Annotated in this window: 21 protein-coding genes and 1 riboswitch; of the genes, 9 read left to right on the top strand and 12 right to left on the bottom strand. The window is 70.8% G+C overall.

Going from position 1 to position 19,740, the window contains the following annotated elements; translation table 11 throughout:
- Position 1 precedes the first annotated feature (1 nt).
- Positions 2-895 (top strand): SMP-30/gluconolactonase/LRE family protein, encoded by an 894-nt coding sequence (locus ACW14X_RS26935; protein ID WP_457163917.1) that lies wholly within the window; start codon positions 2-4, stop codon positions 893-895.
- A 12-nt stretch (positions 896-907) separates the two neighbouring features.
- Here the strand turns inward: ACW14X_RS26935 and ACW14X_RS26930 are convergent, their stop codons facing one another.
- From ACW14X_RS26930 to ACW14X_RS26920, 3 genes are all read right to left on the bottom strand, one after another.
- Positions 908-1,867, bottom strand: coding sequence for a lipid kinase (locus tag ACW14X_RS26930; protein ID WP_457166090.1), 960 nt, complete (start codon positions 1,865-1,867; stop codon positions 908-910).
- 73 nt (positions 1,868-1,940) lie between these two features.
- Positions 1,941-2,702 carry an MOSC domain-containing protein gene (locus tag ACW14X_RS26925; RefSeq protein WP_457163916.1) on the bottom strand — a complete coding sequence of 254 codons (762 nt, stop codon included), beginning with the start codon at positions 2,700-2,702 and terminating at the stop codon, positions 1,941-1,943.
- An 8-nt stretch (positions 2,703-2,710) separates the two neighbouring features.
- Complete coding sequence (locus ACW14X_RS26920; RefSeq protein WP_457163915.1) at positions 2,711-3,502, bottom strand: isocitrate lyase/PEP mutase family protein; 792 nt, start codon at positions 3,500-3,502, stop codon at positions 2,711-2,713.
- A 63-nt stretch (positions 3,503-3,565) separates the two neighbouring features.
- Here ACW14X_RS26920 and ACW14X_RS26915 point away from each other — a divergent pair, with 63 nt between their 5' ends.
- Positions 3,566-4,471, top strand: a complete 906-nt coding sequence (locus ACW14X_RS26915; RefSeq protein WP_160022782.1) for a cation diffusion facilitator family transporter — start codon at positions 3,566-3,568, stop codon at positions 4,469-4,471.
- A gap of 12 nt (positions 4,472-4,483) precedes the next feature.
- Here the strand turns inward: ACW14X_RS26915 and ACW14X_RS26910 are convergent, their stop codons facing one another.
- Both ACW14X_RS26910 and ACW14X_RS26905 read right to left on the bottom strand, forming a co-directional pair.
- The gene (locus tag ACW14X_RS26910) at positions 4,484-5,167 is read right to left on the bottom strand and encodes a TetR/AcrR family transcriptional regulator (RefSeq protein WP_160022780.1); all 684 of its coding nucleotides are present in this window, start codon (positions 5,165-5,167) and stop codon (positions 4,484-4,486) included.
- Between the two features lie 108 nt (positions 5,168-5,275).
- A complete protein-coding gene (locus ACW14X_RS26905; protein WP_160022778.1) occupies positions 5,276-5,590 on the bottom strand; it encodes a DMT family transporter in 315 nt (104 codons plus the stop codon).
- A gap of 10 nt (positions 5,591-5,600) precedes the next feature.
- Positions 5,601-5,664, bottom strand: a riboswitch (guanidine-III (ykkC-III) riboswitch).
- Between the two features lie 104 nt (positions 5,665-5,768).
- Here ACW14X_RS26905 and ACW14X_RS26900 point away from each other — a divergent pair.
- The 4 genes from ACW14X_RS26900 to galK all read left to right on the top strand — a co-directional run bounded on the left by ACW14X_RS26900 (position 5,769) and on the right by galK (position 10,177).
- Positions 5,769-6,344: a LysR family substrate-binding domain-containing protein gene (locus tag ACW14X_RS26900; protein WP_457163914.1), complete on the top strand. Its 576-nt coding sequence runs from the start codon at positions 5,769-5,771 to the stop codon at positions 6,342-6,344.
- Between the two features lie 125 nt (positions 6,345-6,469).
- Positions 6,470-8,152: a VWA domain-containing protein gene (locus ACW14X_RS26895; RefSeq protein ID WP_457163913.1), complete on the top strand. Its 1,683-nt coding sequence runs from the start codon at positions 6,470-6,472 to the stop codon at positions 8,150-8,152.
- Positions 8,139-8,969, top strand: a complete 831-nt coding sequence (locus ACW14X_RS26890; protein ID WP_457163912.1) for a hypothetical protein — start codon at positions 8,139-8,141, stop codon at positions 8,967-8,969. Before ACW14X_RS26895 ends, ACW14X_RS26890 begins: the two co-directional genes overlap by 14 nt.
- 47 nt (positions 8,970-9,016) lie before the next feature.
- On the top strand, positions 9,017-10,177 hold the full coding sequence (gene galK, locus ACW14X_RS26885; protein ID WP_457163911.1) for a galactokinase: 1,161 nt from the start codon (positions 9,017-9,019) through the stop codon (positions 10,175-10,177).
- A gap of 22 nt (positions 10,178-10,199) precedes the next feature.
- Here galK and ACW14X_RS26880 read toward each other — a convergent pair whose 3' ends face one another.
- From ACW14X_RS26880 to ACW14X_RS26865, 4 genes are all read right to left on the bottom strand, one after another.
- Positions 10,200-11,129 (bottom strand): patatin-like phospholipase family protein, encoded by a 930-nt coding sequence (locus ACW14X_RS26880; RefSeq protein ID WP_160022768.1) that lies wholly within the window; start codon positions 11,127-11,129, stop codon positions 10,200-10,202.
- Between the two features lie 74 nt (positions 11,130-11,203).
- Positions 11,204-11,740 (bottom strand): nucleosidase, encoded by a 537-nt coding sequence (locus ACW14X_RS26875; RefSeq protein ID WP_457163910.1) that lies wholly within the window; start codon positions 11,738-11,740, stop codon positions 11,204-11,206.
- A 107-nt stretch (positions 11,741-11,847) separates the two neighbouring features.
- Positions 11,848-13,062 carry an acyl-CoA dehydrogenase family protein gene (locus tag ACW14X_RS26870; RefSeq protein ID WP_160022764.1) on the bottom strand — a complete coding sequence of 405 codons (1,215 nt, stop codon included), beginning with the start codon at positions 13,060-13,062 and terminating at the stop codon, positions 11,848-11,850.
- The gene (locus ACW14X_RS26865) at positions 13,062-14,426 is read right to left on the bottom strand and encodes an acyl-CoA dehydrogenase family protein (protein ID WP_160022762.1); all 1,365 of its coding nucleotides are present in this window, start codon (positions 14,424-14,426) and stop codon (positions 13,062-13,064) included. The genes ACW14X_RS26870 and ACW14X_RS26865 overlap by 1 nt, the downstream gene beginning before the upstream one ends.
- 95 nt (positions 14,427-14,521) lie before the next feature.
- Here ACW14X_RS26865 and def point away from each other — a divergent pair, with 95 nt between their 5' ends.
- A complete protein-coding gene (gene def, locus ACW14X_RS26860) occupies positions 14,522-15,136 on the top strand; it encodes a peptide deformylase (protein WP_457163909.1) in 615 nt (204 codons plus the stop codon).
- Here the strand turns inward: def and lhgO are convergent.
- From lhgO to ACW14X_RS26845, 3 genes are all read right to left on the bottom strand, one after another.
- A complete protein-coding gene (gene lhgO, locus ACW14X_RS26855) occupies positions 15,133-16,317 on the bottom strand; it encodes an L-2-hydroxyglutarate oxidase (RefSeq protein WP_457163908.1) in 1,185 nt (394 codons plus the stop codon). The genes def and lhgO overlap by 4 nt on opposite strands.
- Positions 16,314-16,661: a YciI family protein gene (locus ACW14X_RS26850; protein ID WP_457163907.1), complete on the bottom strand. Its 348-nt coding sequence runs from the start codon at positions 16,659-16,661 to the stop codon at positions 16,314-16,316. Before ACW14X_RS26850 ends, lhgO begins: the two co-directional genes overlap by 4 nt.
- A 110-nt stretch (positions 16,662-16,771) precedes the next feature.
- Complete coding sequence (locus ACW14X_RS26845; RefSeq protein ID WP_457163906.1) at positions 16,772-17,677, bottom strand: patatin-like phospholipase family protein; 906 nt, start codon at positions 17,675-17,677, stop codon at positions 16,772-16,774.
- 224 nt (positions 17,678-17,901) lie between these two features.
- Between ACW14X_RS26845 and ACW14X_RS26840 the strand changes: the two genes are divergently transcribed.
- Both ACW14X_RS26840 and ACW14X_RS26835 read left to right on the top strand, forming a co-directional pair.
- Positions 17,902-18,576, top strand: a complete 675-nt coding sequence (locus tag ACW14X_RS26840) for a Pr6Pr family membrane protein (protein WP_457163905.1) — start codon at positions 17,902-17,904, stop codon at positions 18,574-18,576.
- Positions 18,577-18,672: 96 nt separating this feature from the next.
- On the top strand, positions 18,673-19,626 hold the full coding sequence (locus ACW14X_RS26835) for a hypothetical protein (protein WP_457163904.1): 954 nt from the start codon (positions 18,673-18,675) through the stop codon (positions 19,624-19,626).
- Positions 19,627-19,740: the final 114 nt, after the last annotated feature.

Genomic DNA, 19,740 nt, shown 5'->3' with positions numbered 1-19,740 from the left:
CATGGCCCGAGAGATCACCACCGTTGTGGAGGACATGCACTATCTGGAGTGCCCGCGGTGGCACCAGGACCGGATCTGGTTCGTGGACTTCTACTCCCACAAGGTCTACTCGGCCCAGGAGGACGGGTCCGATCTCCGGGTCGAGGCGGACGTGCCGGGGCAGCCGTCGGGGCTGGGCTGGCTCCCCGACGGTCACCTCCTGGTCGTCTCGATGCGCGACCGCCGGATCCTGCGGCGTGAGTCGGACGGTTCGCTGGTGACCCATGCCGACCTCAGCGGCCATGTCGGCCACCACCTCAACGACATGGTGGTGGACGATCAGGGCAGGGCGTACGTCGGGAACTTCGGCTTCGACATCATGGCCGGCGCCGACGTGGCGCCGACGGTGCTGCTGCGGGTCGACCCGGACGGGACGGTGGCCGAGGTCGCCGACGACATGTGGTTCCCCAACGGCAGCGTGATCACCGACGACGGCACGCTCATCGTCGACGAGACCTGCGGCAACCGGATCAGCGCGTTCGACATCGCCGACGACGGGTCGCTGAGCAACCGGCGGACCTGGGCGAAGTTCGGTGAGCTCAGCACGCACACCGCGTTCGCGGAGGCGATGGGCGATGCCGTGCTCGCGCCCGACGGCTGCTGCCTGGACGCCGAGGGCGCGGTGTGGACCGCCGACGCGGTCTTCGGCCGGGTGGTCAGGGTCGCCGAGGGCGGCGAGATCCTCGAACAGATCGAGCCGGGTGGCGGCGTCTTCGCCTGCATGCTGGGCGGCAGCGACGGCAGGACCCTGTACGTCTGTGCCGCTCCCGACTTCTTCGAGGAGCCGCGCAAGGCCAACACCGAGGCACGGCTGCTGGCCATCCGGGTCGACGTGCCCCGGGCGGGACCCCCCTAGTCCTGGTCGGCCTCAGCTCTGGACGTCCGGCGGCGGACCGTCGAGGCGGCCGGCGCGGCTGCGGATCGGTACGGCGACGTGGAGCGCGTTGCTCTCGAGGGTGAAGTCGGTCGGCGTCTCGGTGACGATCTCGCCGTCGAGGTTGACCGGCATCGCCGTGTCGGTGGTGATCCGCACGGCCGAGGTGGTCACGTGGTGCACCTGCTCGTGCTCGATGAAGTGGCCGCTCTTCAGCAGCCGCGCGATGGAGACGTGGTCGCGCATGCGGCCGCGGACGATGGCGTAGACGTCGAGGAGGTCGTCGTCCACCGAGGCCGTGGGCGAGACGGTGTTGCCGCCGCCGTAGTGGCGGCCGTTGCCGACCGCGACCTGGAGCAGGTCGTCGAGCTCCACCGTGTCGTGGTCGCCCTCGGGGAACTCCAGCCGCGCGGTGAAGGGCCTGTGGTGGCGGTAGGCCTGCAGCGTCGCCACGGGGTAGGCCGCCGGCCCGATCAGCTTCTTCAGGCGCGGGTTCAGAGCCTGGGTCACCGCGACAGAGAGACCGAAGGAGGCGACGTTGAGATAGGCGTGGCCGTTGGCCCGTCCGATGTCGACGTTGATGACCTTCCCCTCGAGCATCTGCTCGACCGCGGTCTGAGGGTCCTGGTCGAGCTCGAGGGTGCGGGCGAAGTCGTTGGCGGTGCCGAGCGGCAGCACCGCCAGCACGACGTCGCTGCCGGCGATCCGGGCCGCGGCGGCACCCACCGAGCCGTCGCCGCCGCCGATGACGAGCAGGTCGGGCTTGTCGGCGGCCACCGTGTCGAGCGTGGCCTCCAGCTCCTCCCCCGAGTGGACTGCGTAGGAGTGCACGTCCTCGATCCCCGCGGACCGCAGCATCTCCTCCGACGACGCCAGCGCGTCCTGTCCCCGGCGCGAGCCGGCGTTGACGACGAGGGCGACCTTCACGGAGTCGCGCGACAACAGCGATTGCATATCCACATCAGGAGCGTACGCACTCCACCTGAGTCCGCGCTGGCCCGTTCCTGTGCGTGGCCTGTGCGGCCGGCTACAGGCCCACGGCGCCGGGCGTGACCACCTCGGCGAAGACCCCGAACGCCGGCTCGCCGGCCCGGTTGAGCGGGCGGTGCGAGGCGAGCGTCTTCAGCAGACGTACGTCCCTCTCCCCCGTCTCCGGATGGCTGTCGATCACGGCGCAGCGTGGGATGGGTACGCCGATCCGGACCGTCGCCCCGCCGACCCGGATCTCCCGGCCGAGCCAGGTCTCCTCGGCGTAGGGCTCGTCGGTCTCGACCACGAGGTTCGGCCGGAAGCGCGCCGCGTCCAAGGCGTCCGCCCCCACTTGGCCGGCGAGGTCGCGCAGGGACGCCGTGGTCACCACCGACACAGAACCGGCGAAGACCACGTCGCCGCGGTGCGCACGGGCCAGCCGCACCGGCCGGTCGAGCCACCTCGAGAACAGCGCCGCCTGCGGGCCGCCGAGCAGCTCCAGCTCGACCTCCCGGCCCCAGTAGTCGCAGGTGAGCCGCTCGCCGGTCGCGGCCGGCTCCGCCGTGGCGGTCTCGCCGTCGGGCAGCTCGACCTCGAGCCGGTCGCCGGCCAGGTCCGCCCGCACCGCGACCAGCGAGGGGTGCTGCACGGTCCGCAGCACCCGCCCGTGGGCCGGGTCGGTCTCGTCGACCGACACCAGCGCGAAGCCGCGGTCTCCCACGACCCCCTGGGCGTCGAGCTCCACTCGGTCGTGGGGCAGGTGCCTGGTCCCCTTGATCGGCGCGAACCCCGCTCGCACGACCTTCAGCTCATCGATCACGGGGCCAGTCAACCAGCACTGCGAAACGCCTTGGCGCCCTCGGCCGCCAGCTCCGAGTAGCCGGTCGTGCCGGCGCCGAGCAGCTCCTCCGCGGCCCGCTTGACCGCCCCGAGGGCGGCGAACGCGAACGCGCCACCGACCGAGATGCGCCCCGCGCCGGCCTCGGCCAGCTCGGGGACCGACGGGCCGCCCGGCAGCAGCAGGACGTTGACCGGGCGGTCGACGGCGTCGACCAGGCGGCGTACGTCCTCGACGGCGATGACGCCGGGCGCGAAGAGCACATCGGCGCCGGCCTCCTGATAGGCCTGGAGGCGGGCGATCGTGTCGTCCAGATCGTCGCGGCCACGGATGTGGTTCTCGGCCCGGGCGGTGAGGACGAACTGGTCACCGGCGGCCCCGGCCGCGGCGGCGACCCGCTCGGCGGCCTCCTCGATGGAGTAGATCGTGTCCTTCTCGTTCCCGGCGTAGTCCTCGATGGACCCGCCCGCCAGGCCGGCGGCCACGGCGAGCCGGAACGTCTCCTCGACCTCGGCCGTGGTGCTGGCGAAGCCCGCCTCCAGGTCGGCCGAGACGGGCACCTCGACCGCCTCGACCAGCGCGGTGGCGTGCGCGATCACCTCGTCGCGGGTGACCTGGCCGTCGAGACGGCCCAGGGTCGCGGCGTACCCGCTGCTGGTGGTGGCCAGCGCCGGAAACCCCAGCGAGGCCAGGACCTTCGCCGAGCCGGCGTCCCAGGCATTGGGCATCAGCAGCGGGCTTCCGGGGACGTGCAGCGACAAGAACTCATCGGCCTTCGACATGGCTGCACCATCCCACGACCGCCTGCTGAGCGCACGCGAGAATCCGACCTAGACTCATCGAACATGGGGCACGATCACGAACACATCTCACCCGCGGCGGACCGGCGCTACCTGATCGCCGCGATGTCGCTGCTGGGTGTGTTCCTGATCGGCGAGGTGACGGTCGCGATCCTCGCCGACTCGCTCGCGCTGCTGGCCGACGCCGGCCACATGCTGACCGACGTCGGGGCGATTGCGGCGGCGCTGTGGGCGATGCGGCTGGCGGCGCGGCCGGCACACGGCCAGTGGACCTACGGCTGGAAGCGCGCCGAGATCCTCTCCGCGGCGCTCAACGGCATCACCCTGCTGGTCTTCGCCGCGGTCGTGGGCGTGGAGGCGATCCGGCGCCTGATCGACCCACCCGACGCCGAGGGCTGGCCGATGCTCGTGGTCGCGCTCGTCGGCTGCGGCGTCAACATCCTCGCGGCCGCCCTGATGGCGCGCGCCAACCGCACCTCGCTCAACGTCGAGGGCGCCTACCAGCACGTCCTCTCCGACCTCTACGGCTTCATCGGCACCCTCGTCGCCGCGGTCGTCATCCTGCTCACCGGCTGGACCCGCGCGGACCCCGTCGCCTCGCTCGTGGTCGTCGCCCTGATGACGTACGCCGGTGTCTGTCTGCTCCGCGACAGCGGCCGGATCCTGCTCGAGGGTGCGCCGGCCGAGGTCGACGTCGAGGACCTGCGCCGGCACCTGCTCCAGGTCGACCATGTCGTCGAGGTGCACGACCTGCACGCCTGGACGGTCACCTCGGGTCTGCCCGCGGTCTCCGCCCACCTGACCCTGCTGCCCGAGTGCTTCCTCGACGGCAGCGCACCGCAGGTCCTCGACCGGGTCCAGGCCTGCCTGGCCGGTCACTTCGACGTCGAGCACTCCACCTTCCAACTCGAGCCCGAGACGCACCTGGCCCACGAGCCCGGGATGCACTGAGGCTCGCCGAGGTCAGGCCCGCGCGAGCGCGGTGAGAGCCGCCTCCCGCGCCTGCTCGATCGCGTCCTCGGCGACTCCGCACAGGCGCAGGCAGGCCGAGGCGATCGTGGCGACGGTCGTGCTGCCGACCCGGTCCTCGCGGCGGAGGCTGACCACGCTCTCGACCATCTGCACGAGGAGCTCGCCGAGCCCGGGCTCGCCACTGCTCGCCGAGACCCGCTCCCCCGCGGCGCGCTCCGCGACCCGGCTGTAGCCGGCGACGAGGTCACCGCGGAGATGGCCGTAGCGGTCGTAGACGGGTGAGGCGATGACGTCGGGCAGGCGGTAGAGCATGCCGATGTTGTAGGGCATGGCGACCAGCGCGCTCATGTCGCTGACGGCGAGGGCGTAGAGGCCGACGTCGGGCGTGACCGACCCCATCCCGGCCTCGATCTTCCCGGCCTGCTCGACCCGGTCCTGGACCGAGCGCTCGAGCAGCACCGCGAGGATCTCCTCCTTGCTGCCGAAGTGGTAGTAGATGGAGGCCTGTCTCAGCCCGGCACCGTCCGCGATCTCGCGGGTGGTGGTGCCGGCATAGCCGCGGCTCACGAAGAGCTCGGCAGCGGCAGCGAGGATCTGATCTCGGGGGTTCGCCGCGATCTTTCCGGGGAGCAGCCGTGGACGGCCGCGACCCGGGCGCGGCGAGATCTGTGACACCGTGGCATCGCCTTTTTCTGTCGTTCGATAGATAACGTTGGAGAGGGTAAGTTTCGCACTCATATCGAAAGAGTCAAGCGCCCGAGCACGTGTCCTCCGTGGAACCGGTCAGTGCGTGAGCTTGAGCCCGACGACGCAGCCGACGAGCGCGACGATCAGCACGACGCGTACGGGGCTGATCGCCTCATCTCCCGCCACCATCGAGTAGCCGACGGTGAGCGCGGCGCCGATCCCGACCCAGACCGCGTAGGCGGTGCCGATCGGCAGGGTGCGCATCGCCATCGCGAGGCCCACCAGGCTGCCGATCAGGGCGACGCCGAAGACGATCGACGGGACCAGCCGCGAGAACCCCTCGGTCCGGCCCAGGGCGAGCGCCCACACGGCCTCGAGGACGCCGGATACCACAAGAAAAAGCCAGGACATGACCACTCCAGACGGCCGTCTTGTCGCGCTTCCGGGTACGGCTCCCTCGTCCGGCAGCCGGTCTCGGCTGACGTCTTCGACCTTAGCAAACCTGTCACACGATAGAAACTTGGCGGCAACATGGAACGCCGCGTTCTTCAGCACGGGACTCAGCACCGATCGATGAGAGGATGCGCAGGTGACCTTCACCGTCGGCTTCGTCACCGGAGCCACCCCCGACAAGTGGGCCCGGATCTGGCGAGACCGCAGCCGTGAGCGGCTCCAGCTGGTCCCGGTCACCGAGGAGGACCAGGAGCGGCTGCTGCGCGAGGGCGAGCTCGACATGTGCCTCGTACGCCTTCCCGTGGACCGCGACGGCCTCCACTGCATCCCGCTCTACGAGGAGCAGCCGGTCGCGGTGATGGGCCATGAGCACCTGCTCTCGCTGCTCGAGGAGGTCACCCTCGACGACCTCGCCGAGGAGCAGCTGGTCCTCCCGGAGCGCGGGGGCTGGACGCCGTCCGCGGAGCAGATGACGTGGCCTGCGATGAGCGAGAAGGATGCCGTCGAGACGGTCGCCGCCGGCACCGGGATCGCGATCCTGCCCATGTCGATCGCCCGCCTCTACCACCGCAAGGACGCCGTCTCCCGCCCGGTGGCCGGCATCGAGCCGACGACCGTCGGCCTGGCCTGGCTGATCGACAACGACGACGAGCGGGTGCAGACCTTCATCGGCATCGTCCGCGGCCGCTCGCGGAACTCCTCTCGCCACTGAGGCCCCCGGCAAATGCCGGGTGAACGCCTGGCGACATCTGCTTCGCCCGGATCCCATTCCACCCAGCGGTGGCGCGGCTCGTCCCTAGACTCTGCCCGATCCAGACAGAAGGCAGGCGTTTTCAGGTGAACCGCACGGGGTGGACGACCGTCGTCGCAGGAAGTCTGGGCCTGGTCCTGCTCGCCTGGTTCCTGGTCGCCAACGCACTCCCCGGCCGTTCCGGGCCGGACCCGCTGGCCGACCCGGTGACCCTGAAGGTCGCAGCCGGCTCGGAGCTCGACGACGTCCTGTGCGCCGGTGGCACCAGCAAGGCCGAGGAGTCGACCGGCACCCCGGTGCGCTGTGAGCCCAGCAAGCTCGTGAAGCGGCTGAAGGAGGAGACCAACGTCGAGCTCCGGCCGGAGTTCATCGGCACCCTCGAGGCCGCCGACGCGATCGTGGCCGACCCGGACCGCTACGACGCGGCCTGGTTCGCCTCCGACGACTACGTGCGCCTCGCCCTGGCCGCCAAGGGCACCGACGACCTGACCTCCTCCGACCCGATCATGCGCTCACCGGTGGTGCTCGGCGTGCACCACGACGTCGCCACCCGGCTCGGCTGGACCGGCGACGCCGGCGTCTCCTGGGAGGAGATCGCCCGCCGCGCCGGCGACGGCGAGCTCGGTTTCCTGATGACCAGCCCCGCCTCCTCCAACTCCGGCCTGTCGACGCTCGCCGGCGTGGCCACCGCCTTCGATGCCGAGCCGCCGTTGCAGAGCGAGGACGTCGGCCTGGTCCAGGACGACGTACGCCAGCTCTTCAGCGGCCAGCTCGGCCGCGCGGCCAGCTCCGGATGGCTCTCGGACACGTTCCGGGAGAACCCGACGGCCTACGACGCGATCTTCAACTACGAGTCCGAGCTGCTGACGCTCGCGGAGCAGGTCGAGGACCTGGACATCGTCTATCCCAGCGACGGCACCACCGAGGCCACCTACCCGCTCACGCTCGTCGACGCCGAGAAGCAGAAGGCGTACGAGACGGCGGTCGCGTGGCTGCGCACGGCCGAGGTCCAGGAGGAGCTCAGCGAGAAGAGCGGGCGGAGACCGGGTCGCACGAGCGTGACGCCCTCCCCCGGCGTACCCGACAACGACGTCAAGACGCTCCCGCTGCCAGACGATCTCGGCACCATCGACGAGCTGATCTTCACCTACTTCGACGAGTTCGCACCGAAGACGCGGACGACCTATCTGCTCGACACGTCCGCCTCGATGGACGAGATCAAGATGAACCAGCTGCGGCGGGCCTTCGAGGGACTGGCCGGCGACGACACCTCGATCAGCGGCCAGTTCAAGCGCTTCCGGAAGGGCGAGCGGCTCTCGGTCTACACCTACGCCGACGAGACGAGGTCCCTCGGGTCTCTCGTCGTCGAGGACCAGCCGGAGCGGGACCAGGCACTCACCCGCCTCATCGACCGCGTCGGCGAGCTGACCGGCCACGGCGGCACCGCCTACTACGACGCCATCGACACCGCGTACGCCGACATCTTGGCCTCCCCCGAGGAGGGCGCCACCACCTCGATCGTGCTGATGACCGACGGCGAGCAGAACGGCGGGCAGTCCCATGCCCAGCTCAGCAAGAAGTACGAGGCGGCCTACCGCGACCTCGGGGTGCCGCTCTACGTGGTGCTCGTCGGCGATGCCGCCACCTCGGCCGACGCGAGCATCGAGCAGCTGGTCGGCTTCGCCGAGCACACCGGCGGCCGCGAGGTCGTCGCCAAGGACGCCGCCGACCTCCGCACGATCTTCCAGGAGATCCGTGACTACCAGTAGGCCGGAGTCGTCGCTCGCCACCATGGTCAACTCCGGCTTCACCGCCGCCGGAGCGGTTCTCGCCGTGCCGCTGGCCGGTGCCGCCGTCGCGACGAGCGCGTGGGGCTGGGCCGTCGGTGCGGTCGGCGCGGTCGCGATCGGCGCCGCCTCCGCCGCCGTCCGCGCGTACCGCCGCGAGCGGCCGGGGTCCGTGCCGCCGCCACCGCGCGGGATCGAGGGGCGACCGATCCACACCTACTACTTCCTCTCCGAGACCCGCATCGCGATGCTGCACGCCCAGCTCTTCCGCGGTGAGGTCGGAACCGTTCTTCGCGAGGTCGTCAGGAGCTCCTCCGGCAGCGCGGAGGCAGGGCTCGACGTTCCGCCGGTCAAGGCGGTGACCAAGTACGTCCGCGACGTCGCCAGGAAGTACGCCCAGGAGGCTCGCCCCACCCGGGAGACCCTGGTCGGCGACGTGCTGGCCGAGCTGCAGCAGCGCGGGCTGCTGCACGAGCCCGACGGCGAGCTCGACCGGGTCGCCGGCCTGGTCGCGCAGACCGCCTCGGACGACCAGTTCCTGCAGTTCACCGTCGCCGGACCGGACGTGCGCCAGGCGATCCTCGCGGTCCCGGCGCCGGCCACGGACGGGCGCGACAACACCGGGACGCTGGAGCAGAAGAGCCATGGGCTGACCATCACCATGCACGTGGGCAGTCGCGGGAAGCAGGAGGACTTCGACGAGCTCGAGCACCGCGACAACGTGGTCGTGGTCGGCGTGCTCCGCAACCTCAGCACGGCCGACCGGACCGCGACCGTCCGGGTGATCGCGGTCTACTGAGCGACCCGGGTCCGCGCGGGCCGCGCACACGCGGCAGACTTTCCCCCATGCTCGAACCGACCGACCTCTCCGCGCGCGCGATCGAGGCGCTGCGTACCACCTTCGGCGCCGAGGCAGCAGTGGTCGGGAGGGCGCCGGGACGGGTCAACCTGATCGGCGAGCACACCGACTACAACGCCGGCCTGGTGCTCCCGGTCGCACTCCCCCACGCCACCTACGCGGCGGCCGCGCCGCGCACCGACGGCGTCATCCAGATCGCCACGGGCCAGGAGCCCGAGCTGTTCACCGGCCACATCGACGAGCTCGGTCCGGAGATCGAGGGCTGGCCCGCGTACGTCGCGGGAGTGCTCTGGACGCTGCGCGAGGCCGGCCTCGTCGCCGGTGGCCTGGACATGCACCTGGAGTCGTCGGTCCCGCTCGGCGCGGGCCTGTCCTCGTCGGCGTCGGTCGAGTGCGCCACCGCGGTGGCGGCGCTCGGCATCGCCGGCCGGAGCCTCGACGAGGACCTGCAGCGGGCGGTCGTCGCGGCCGGGATCCGGGCCGAGACCGAGGTCGCCAAGGCGCCGACCGGCGGGATGGACCAGTCGGTCGCGGTCTTCGCCGAGGCCGGCGGTGCTCTGCTGATCGACTTCGACTCCGGCGCGCACCGCAGCGTCCCGCTCGCCCTCGGCGAGCGCACGATCCTGGTCACCGACACCCGGGTCAAGCACCAGCTGACCGACGGCGGCTACGCCTCCCGGCGCGCCCAGTGCGAGAAGGCCGCCGCCGACCTCGGGCTGCGCTCGTTGCGCGAGGCCACCCTGGACCAGGTCGAGTCCCTCGACGACGAGGTCGTACGCCGCCGGGCGCGCCACATCGTCACCGAGATCGCCCGCGTCGAGCCGACCGTGACCGCGCTCGGTGGCGGCGACTGGGCCGCGATCGGTGAGCTCTTCGCCGCCTCGCACGCCTCGATGCGCGACGACTTCGAGATCTCCGTCCCCGAGCTCGACCTGGCCGTCGCGACCGCGGTCGACGCCGGTGCCGACGGTGCCCGGATGACCGGTGGCGGCTTCGGCGGATCGATCGTCTCGATCCTGCCCCGCGAAGCGGTCGAGGCGGTCAGTGCCGCGATCGACAAGGCCTTCGCCGGGGCCGGCTACGGCGCCCCGGGCCACCTCATCGCCGAGCCGTCGGCGGGCGCGATGTTCACCGAGTTACCTCGGTGAACATCCCGGCCCGTCCACCGACTCAGACCAGCCCCGCCTCGGCCAGCATCCGGGTCGCCGTGCCGGTCGCAGCCTGACGGGCCGCACGAAGCAGATCGACGTCGGTCTCGGTACGACCCGGGATCGGGTCGCCCGCATCGGGCGCGAACGTGAGCGTGTGTACGCCCGCACAGTTCCCGGCCCTCATCTCGGCGACCGTGCTGCGGTAGCGCTCCGGGCGGGTCCGGTAGAGCTCGCCGAGCTCCGGGTTCACCCGGCGCAGGTAGCGCTCGATGACCCGGTCGGCCGGACCGTAGCTGGGCGCCGTCCCGAACGGGCGGGTCACCAGCACGATCGCGTGCGTCGCCCCGAGCGCGGCCGCCGAGGCGACCGGCACCGCTTCGATCAGGCCGCCGTCGAGCCAGCGGCGGCCGCGTACGGTCACCGGGAGCCCTCCGGCCAAGGGCAGCTGGCTCGAGGCGATCACCGAGTCGGCGAGGTCGGTGGGATCGCTGAAGTCCGTGAGCGGGACCGCCTTCGCGGTCACCACGTCGGTGGCCACCGCGGCCAGCCTCGGCGCCCCGTCACGCAGCGCCAGCGACCACTCGAACAGCTCCGCCGAACGTGCGGTGATCCCGCGGGTGTCCACCATCGACTTGCGCCGCAGCATCCGCCCGGCGCCGATGTACTCGGGCGAGGCGAACACCGAGGCGTACGACTCGCTGAAGGCGCCGATCGTCCCGGCCGCGACCGCGGTCGCGTTGGCCGCGCCGGCGGAGGTGCCGACCACCAGGTCGACCGCATCCACCAGGCCCTGGTCGGCGAGCACGGCGGCCATCGTCGCCGACAGCATCCCGCGCATCCCGCCACCCTCGATCACGAGGGCCAGGGTCGCCCCGTCATCCTTGTTCCGACTGTCCCCGCCACGACGGGACCGGAGCAGCTCGACCACTCCCGATTGCAATGCGTCCACCCCTGGATTGTGTTGCTACTGGGGAGTAGGACGTGGCATCGGGTGGCTCCGACACGCCCGGACAGGGGCGCACGTCACACGTTGGCGGCGAGCCAGGCTCCCAGATCGCGGGCCGAGCGGTCGACGACGTCGGCCCAGTCGAGGGCGGACTCGTCGGCGTTGTCGGAGACGTGCTTGACGACACGTGCCGGGACACCGGCCTCCCGGGCGGCCCAGGCGACGGCGAAGGCCTCCATGTCGACCAGGTGAGCGCGCTGGGCAAGCTCGGCGCGTACGACCGTGTCGGTGACGAAGAGGTCGCCGGTGGCGCAGACGATGTCCGACTCGCCGACCTCCAGCGCGTCCTCGACCGGGTGACCCAGCGCCCGGATGGCGGCGGAGGAGAAGTCGTGGTTGAGCACGGTCCCGACCTCGTAGGTGCCGGTGTGGCCGTCGCGCAGCGCCCCGCAGGAGCCGATGTTGACGACCTGCCGGATGGTCTTGTCGGACGCCAGCACACGCGAGACGGCCGAGGCGGCCGCCACCTTCCCCATCCCGGTGATCACCACCTTGAGTCCGGAAGGAACATGGGTCGCCTCGGCCTTGGTCGCCGACACCACAAGAACGCTCACGGCCGCTGACCCTACCGTCGCCCCGAGAACCAGACGCCGAGTCGGCGCGTTCCAACGCGCCGACTCGGCATGAGTTCTGGTCAGGATGAGCCGACTCGGCCCTGGTTCTACTTGAGCTCCGCCGACGAGAGCCCGAGGACCCGCCGCGCCACGATCAGCTGCTGGATCTGCTGGGTGCCCTCGAAGATGTCGAGGATCTTCGAGTCGCGGGCCCACTTCTCCAGCAGCTCACCCTCGGAGTAGCCGATGGTGCCGGCCAGCTCGACGCAGGACAGGGTCACGTCCGAGCCCATCCGGCCGGCCTTGGCCTTCGCCATCGAGGCTTCCTTGGAGTTGGGCTGGCGGTTGTCCGCCATCCAGGCGGCCTGGAGCATGAGGAGATAGGCGCCCTCGTAGTCCGACTCGAGCTGGATGAACTTGGCCGCGGCCGCCGACTGCAGGTGAGCGGGCCGGTCGTAGTCGATCTCGACGCCGGCCTTCTCGAGCAGGTCGCGGGTGTAGTCGAGCGCCGCGCGGGCGCAGCCGACCGCCATCGAGGCGACCAGCGGACGGGTGTTGTCGAAGGTGGCCATCGCACCGGCGAAGCCCTCCTTGACGTTGATCTCGGGGCTGCCGAGAAGGTTCTCCGCAGGCACCCGGCAGTCGGTGAAGGTGATCGTGGCGGTGTCGGAGGCCTTGATCCCGAGCTTGTGCTCGAGACGCTCCACCTTCATCCCCGGCGTGCCCTTCTCGACCACGAACGACTTGATCGCAGCCTTGCCGAGCTCCTTGTCAAGCGTCGCCCACACCACGACCGCGTCGGAGCGGTCGCCGGAGGTGACGAAGATCTTCTCGCCGTTGAGCACGTAGTGGTCGCCGTCGAGGGTGGCAGTGGTCTTGATGTTTGCCGAGTCGGAGCCGGTGCCGGGCTCGGTGATCGCCATCGAGGCCCAGATGCCGTCGAAGCGCTCGTGCTGCTCGTCGTTGGCGACCGACGCGATGGCCGAGTTGCCCAGGCCCTGGCGCGGCATCGCCAGCGTGAGCCCGACGTCGCCCCAGCACATCTCCGAGACGGAGAGGACCGAGGACATGTTGGCGCCGTTCTTGACCTTGCCGTCGTCGGGCTTGGAGTCGCGGCGTACGCCGGTGGCGCCCGCGCCCTCACCCTGCCCGGACTCGGCCAGGCCGTCGGCCATGGCGGCGAGCATGTCGAGCTCGGTGGGGTACTCGTGCTCGGCCTTGTCGTACTTGCGCGAGATCGGTCGCAGCATGTTCATCGCGACCTGGTGCACCTGCTCGCGCAGCGGCTTGAGCTTCTTGGGGTCTTCCAGATTGATGGCCATCAGACCAGCACCGTGCCTTCCATGATCCCGATCGCACGCAGGTCGCGATACCACCGCTCCACCGGGTGCTCTTTGACGAAGCCGTGACCACCGAGCAGCTGGACGCCGTCGAGGCCGATCTGCATGCCCTTGTCGGCACACAGCTTGCGAGCCAGCGCGATCTCGCGGGTCGCGTCGATGCCCTGCGCCACCCGGCTGGCGGCCTTGTAGGTCACCAGACGCATCGCCTGCAGCTCGATCGCGATGTTGGCGACCATGAACGCCACCGACTGACGGTGGGCGATCGGCTCACCGAAGGCCTCGCGCTCCTTGACGTAGGGCGTCACGTAGTCGAGGACGGCCTGGCCGACGCCGATGGACAGCGCGCACCAGGCGAGGCGGGAGAGCCGCACGGCCTCGGTGTAGGTCGAGCCGTCGGTCTCGCCGAGGACCGCCGCGGCGGGCACCTTCACGTCGGTCAGCGTCAGCTTGGTCAGCGAGGCGGCGCGTACGCCCATCGCCGGCTCCGACTCGATGATCAGGCCGTCGGTCGAGGACTCGATGAGGAACAGCACCGGCTTGCCGTCGAGGGCGGCGCCGACCACGAAGAGCTCGGCCTCGGCACCGCGGGCGACCAGCGACTTGGCGCCGTTGATGACGTAGCCGTCGGCGGTCCGGGTCGCCGTGGTCGACGGAGAGAGCACGTCGAAGAGGACCTTGTCCTCGTTGAGGGCGAACGCGGCCGCGGGCACGTTGCCCTCGGTGAACGACGGCAGGTACGTCTGCTGCTGCTCGTCGGTGCCCCACAGGCCCAGCGCGGTCGCGACCGAACCGGGTGCCAGGGCGGCAACGGCCAGACCGAGGTCGCCCTTGGCGAGCGCCTCGGCTACCAGCGTGCCGGCGACCGCGGAGCGGGTCTCGGAGATGCCGCCGAGCTCCTCGGGGACGCCCAGGATCGGCAGCCCGATCTCCAGGCTCGACTTGAGCAGCTCGTCCGGTGCGGCGCAGGCCTCGTCGGCCTCGGCCGCGGCGGGACGTACGACCTCGGCGGCGAACTCGGTGACCACGTCGACGAGCATCTGCTCGTCCTCGCTCGGGGTCAGGTCGAAGACGCCCTGGGGGATGGCGTTGGGCACGCGCACGCCCGGGGCGCCCCGCTTGCCCTTCTTCTTGAACGCCCGGCTGGTCGCCGCGATCGTCTTGAACCCGCCACGGGTCACCGTGAAGACGACCTGCTCGGTCTGCTTGCGGACACCGAGCCGGTCGAGCGCAGGGCTCTGCGAGAGCTTGCGCAGACCGGCCACGGCGAACCCGATCGGATCGCGCGACTCGCCGGACGGGACGCCGTGCGCGATCCCGCCACGTAGGCCTTGGAGGATACTCATGGGTAGAACTGTAACTGGGAGTTACAACGCGGTCTACACTTCGGGGTGGTGATGGCGGTAACAAACCACGCACGACTTATTTATAGGCTTGGCACATGGCCGACTCCTCGCTCGAATCCCGTGCTCCGCTCGCGCCCCACGGCGCCCTGCCCGAGGGCGGGAAGGTGCGTCCGATGACGCGCTGGGGAACCCCGGTCATGCACCGGCCCAAGAAGAAGGTCGAGGTCTTCGACGCGGCGCTGGCCGAGCTGGCCGCCGACATGGTCGCGACGATGTACGCCGCCGAGGGCGTGGGCCTGGCCGCCGACCAGATCGGCGAGGACGTCGCGATCTTCGTCTTCGACTGCCCCGACGCCACCGGGCAGCGCACCGTCGGCGTCGTCTGCAACCCCGTCCTGACCCTGCCCGAGGGCGAGGACCGCCACCTCGACGTCGACCTGGAGGGCTGCCTCTCCTTCCCGGGCGCGTTCGTGGACTGCGCCCGCCCCGACTGGGCCGCGGTCGACGGTCTCGGCCTCGACGGGGAGCCGGTCCACTTCGAGGGCAACGGCCTGCTGGCCCGGTGCCTGCAGCACGAGACCGACCACACCAACGGCACCGTCTTCGGTGACCGCATCTCCGCCAAGGCGCGCAAGAAGCTCACCAAGGAGCACGACCGCCTGGCCAAGGACTACCCCGCCGAGTGGCCCGCGGGAGATTCCGTCGACTAGGACATCCGGTCGACGACGTACTCGGCGATGGCGAGGCTGGAGGTCGCGGCCGGGCTCGGCGCGTTGCGCACCGACGTGATGCCGTCGGCCTGGTGGATGACGAAGTCGTCGACCAGCGAGCCGTCCCGCTCGACGGCCTGGGCGCGCAGCCCAAGCCCCGCGCGGGTGACGTCCTCCGCGCCGATCTCCGGCACGTAGCGCTGGGCCTCGCGCATGTAGGCCTGTTTCGACAGTACGCCGCGAAGCTCGGTGAACCCGGTGCGCCAGTGCTCCGCGGCGAACCGCCAGAACCCCGGCCACGCCAGCGTGTCGACGACGTCGCGCGGGGTCAGCGACGTCCGACCGTAGCGTCGGCGGCTGAGCGCCAGAAAGGCATTGGGACCGACCTCGAGACCACCGCTCACCCGACGGGTGAAGTGCACCCCGAGGAACGGGTAGCGCGGGTCGGGGACCGGATAGACCATGCCCCGCACGAGATCCTGTTTCGCTGCACTGACCTGCATGTACTCACCCCGGAACGGGACGATCCGGGGCGCCTTCGGGCCGCCGGTCAGCTCACCGAGGCGGTCGGACTCCAAGCCGCCGCAGACGACCAGGTGGTCGACCCGGGTCCGGCCGGCGGGCGTCTCGACCTCGATCCCGCCCGTGACGCGACGGATGCCGGTGACCTCCTCGCCGAGGCGTACCTCTCCCCCGCTGCCGGTGATGGAGCGGCCCAGCGCCTCGGCGACGGCGACGTAGTCGATGATCGCGGTCCTCGGCGAGTGCAGGGCGGCCAGCCCCGCCGCGTACGGCTCGATCTCCTCGATCTCCTCGGGGCCGACTCGCCTCAGGCCCGGCACGCCGTTCTCGGTGGCCGTCTTCTCCAGCGCGTCGAAGCGCCCCATCTCGGACTCGTCCACCGCGACGACGAGCTTCCCGCACGCCTCGTAGGGGATCTCGTGCTCGGCGACGAACTCCTCGAGCAGATCACGCCCGCGGGTGCAGAGCCGGGCCTTGAGGCTCCCGGGCTTGTAGTAGATGCCGGCATGGACGACCCCGGAGTTGTGGCCGGTCTGGTGGGTGCCGAGGGCGGCCTCCTTCTCGATGACGATCACCGTCTCGGCCGGGCGGCGGCGCAGGATCTCCCGCGCAACCGCCAGCCCGACGATCCCGCCGCCGACGACTCCGGTCGTGGTCACTGCGCCTCAGCCCCCGGGAGCATCTCGCGGACCTGCATGGTGGCGCGGCACGCCGAGGCACACTTCCCCGCCCACATCAGCGCCTCGTCGAGGGTGTCGACGTCGACGACGATGAAGCCACCGAGGTGCTCCTTGCTCTCCGGATAGGGACCGTCGGTGACCACGCCGGCCTCGTCGACGGTCCAGGCGTCCTCGTGACCACCCTTGATCCCGCCGCCGAAGACGAACGCGCCGGCGGCGATGGCCTCACGGGTCATCTCCGAGGCGGCCGCGGCGATGTCGGCCACCTCCTCCTCGCGGTAGTCCATCGCCTCGTCGCGGAACGAGATCAGATACCTGCTCATCAGCCACCTCCTGGTTTCGGGCAGCGCTGATCGCCACCCCTCACTCGCTCCACGAACGGGCCTGGCCGACTTCGACAGGTCCTCGGGAAGAACGTACGCCGCGGCTGCCCTCATCGCCTCCAGAACTCGGCGATCTTCTCGGCAGCGCGAAGGCCCTGGCGATGACCCGCCCGGGCCGCGGGCGGCCGGGTCGACGGGTTCATCATGTTGTCGCCGAACGCCTCCATCGAGTCCGCGTCGGGAAGAACCGTCGCGACAGTGCTCCCACCTCCGCGCAGCTCCTCGACCTGGGCGGCGAGGTCACTGCGCCATCGGGCCGGGTGACGTGTCCGGCCGCCCAGCGGAGAGAGCACGAGCACTCGCTCGTACCCCGCTGCCAGGCCGGCGTTCTCACTCGAGCGCCGGTAGCCGCCATCGATGTAGCGGCGCCCGCCGATCGCGTACGCCGGGCCACCTGCACAGCTGGCCGCGACCGCGTCGACCAGGTCGACGCCGCTGTCGCGGTCGAGCTCGACGGGCTCACCGGTGTCGGCGTCCACCACGGTGAGGAGGATGTTGCTCTCCGGCCAGTGCGGGCGCGGCAGTCGGGCCGCGACGGTCTCGCGCCAGCGCTCCCGTCCGGCCGCACCCGCGGTCGCGGCGAGCTCGATCGCGTCCGCGCCGATCCGGCGCCGCATGTCGGGCACGTCGGCTGATGCCGCGATGATGGCATCGGTCCGCTCGAGGTGGGCCCAGGAGATGGGGCCGCGCGGTCCTGACGGGGCCTGGGGAACCGGTGTCGAGAGGACGCCGGCGAGCAGGTCGGCCGGGCTCGCGGCGCTGATCTGGGCCGCGGCGGTCGCGCCGGCGGAGGTGCCGATGACCAGATCGGCCTCGGTCACGTCCAGCCCGCCCTCGAGCAGGCCGGCGATGACACCGATCAGCCAGGCGTTGCCCGCCGATCCACCACCGCCGAGGACCAGTGCCCGCTCGCCGGTGGGCCGGGGCCGGGTTGTCGTGTTCGTTGTCGCGTTCATGGGAGTCGCCTTTCGGGAGTTCTTCAGGCGCTCCCGGCGACTTCTCCCGGAACTGGGCTCAGTCGCGCGATCGTGGACGGCGGGGAGCACCCGCGGTGGATGTTGCGTACACGGGACTCACCTCCTGCTGTCGGATCACGATCGCGACGACGCTAGCACGGGACACGGCTCCACTCATCGCCGAATGGCCCCGCGACGAGCGTCCGTGGCTTTACGGTGAGCGGGTGACGAAGACCTGGTCGATCATGCGCCTGGTGATGGCGGCGCTCATTCTCGCGGCGGTCCTGGCCGAGTTCCGCAACGCAATCAGCACCGATCCGGCGGAAGGCTCCAGCACCGCGACGATCCTGGTGAACTTCTTCAGCTACTTCACGATCGAGTCGAACCTCTTCGCGTTGGCCGCCCTGGTCGCCGGCGCGGTGTGGGCGCTGACCCGCAAGACTCGCGAGCCGGAATGGATCGCGGTGCTCTTCGCGGCGGCCACCACGTTCATGGCCATCACCGGGATCGTCTACAACCTGCTGCTGCGCGGGCTGGCGCTCGCCACGACACCCTGGGCCAACGAGGTGCTCCACCTGATCGGCCCGGTGTTCCTGGTCGTCGACCTGCTCTTCGCTCCCCCGCGCCGACGGCTGCCTTGGCGCGCCGTCGCGGCGGTCATCGCGTTCCCGATCGTGTGGGTGGTCTACACCCTGATCCGCGGCGAGTACGTCGTGTCCCCACTCACCGGGGACGGCTGGTGGTATCCGTACCCGTTCCTCAACCCGCACCTGCAGGACGGCTACCTGGTGGTCTCCTTCTACGTCGTCGGCATCGCGGCGGCGTTCACCCTCGTCGCCTGGGGCGTCGTCGCCATCGGGCGGCGGCGCGACGTACCGGAACCGGTGGCGGTCGGTTAGACGCTCCGGCAGCAGGGTGCCCCGAATAGGGGATTCACATCACCGCTCGCGGGGCGCATCGTGAAGGCGAGGTCTTCCCGCGATCGGAGCTCAACCATGCGTCTCCCCACCAGACTGCTGTCAGTAGCAGTCGTCCCGCTTCTCGTCATGCTCCTCGTCGCGCCCGCCGTGGCCGCGCCGCGTCCGTCCTCGATCCCCCTTCCCGACGACTTCCAGCCCGAGGGCATCGCGATCGGCGAGGGCAACACCTTCTACGTCGGCTCGCTGCTGGACGGCGACATCTACCGCGGCGACCTCCGCAGCGGTGAGGGCTCGACCTTCATCGACCTCGAACCCGAGGACGGCCGGGTGGCGGTCGGCATGCGGGTCGACAAGGCACGCCACTGGCTCGTCGTGGCCGGCGGTGCGACCGGCCGTGCATGGGTCTACGACACCCGGGACGGGTCGACCGTCGCCGAGCTCGAGCTCGGCCCGGCCGCGACCACCTTCAGCAACGACGTCGCGATCACCAGGGACGCGCTGTACTTCACCGACACGTTCGCGGCCCTGATCTACCGGGTCCCGATCCTTCCGGACGGATCGTTCGGCGCGACGGAACCGATCGAGGTGACCGGCGTTGCCGCTCAGACCGGCGACTTCGGTCTCAACGGCATCGACTCGACCCACCGAGGGTGGTTGATCGTCAACCACAGCGCGCTCGGCATCCTCGCGCTGGTCGACCCGGAGACCGGCGTGAGCCAGGAGATCCCGCTGACCGGCCCCGCTCTGGTGCCGGGCACCCTCGACGGGCTGCAGCTCGAGGGCCGCACCGCCTGGGTGGTGCAGAACTTCGCCAACTCCGTGGCCCGCGTGAAGCTCTCGCCGGACCTCACCAGCGGCGAGGTCGTCGAGGTGATCGAGTCCGACCTGTTCCGGGTGCCGACCACGGTCGACCTACACGGCAGCACGCTCGCCGTGGTCAACGGCCGGTTCGACCTCGGCTTCCCGCCGCCGTTCGGTCCGGGAGCACCTCCCGGAACCGAGTTCGACGTGGTGCAGATCCGCCCGTGACCTCCGTGCCTCGACCGTGTCGCACAGGTCGGCCAGCCGCTCGGAGTCGGTCCTGAGGTGCCCTCGGGACCACAGTCGACGGCACAGTGTCGCGGGGTGAGCGGGACCCCCGAC

The sequence above is a fragment of the Nocardioides sp. YJ-D4 genome, assembly GCF_054031495.1.
Note: the sequence above shows the minus strand (reverse complement) of the source record. Positions and strands in the feature narration are given on the sequence as shown.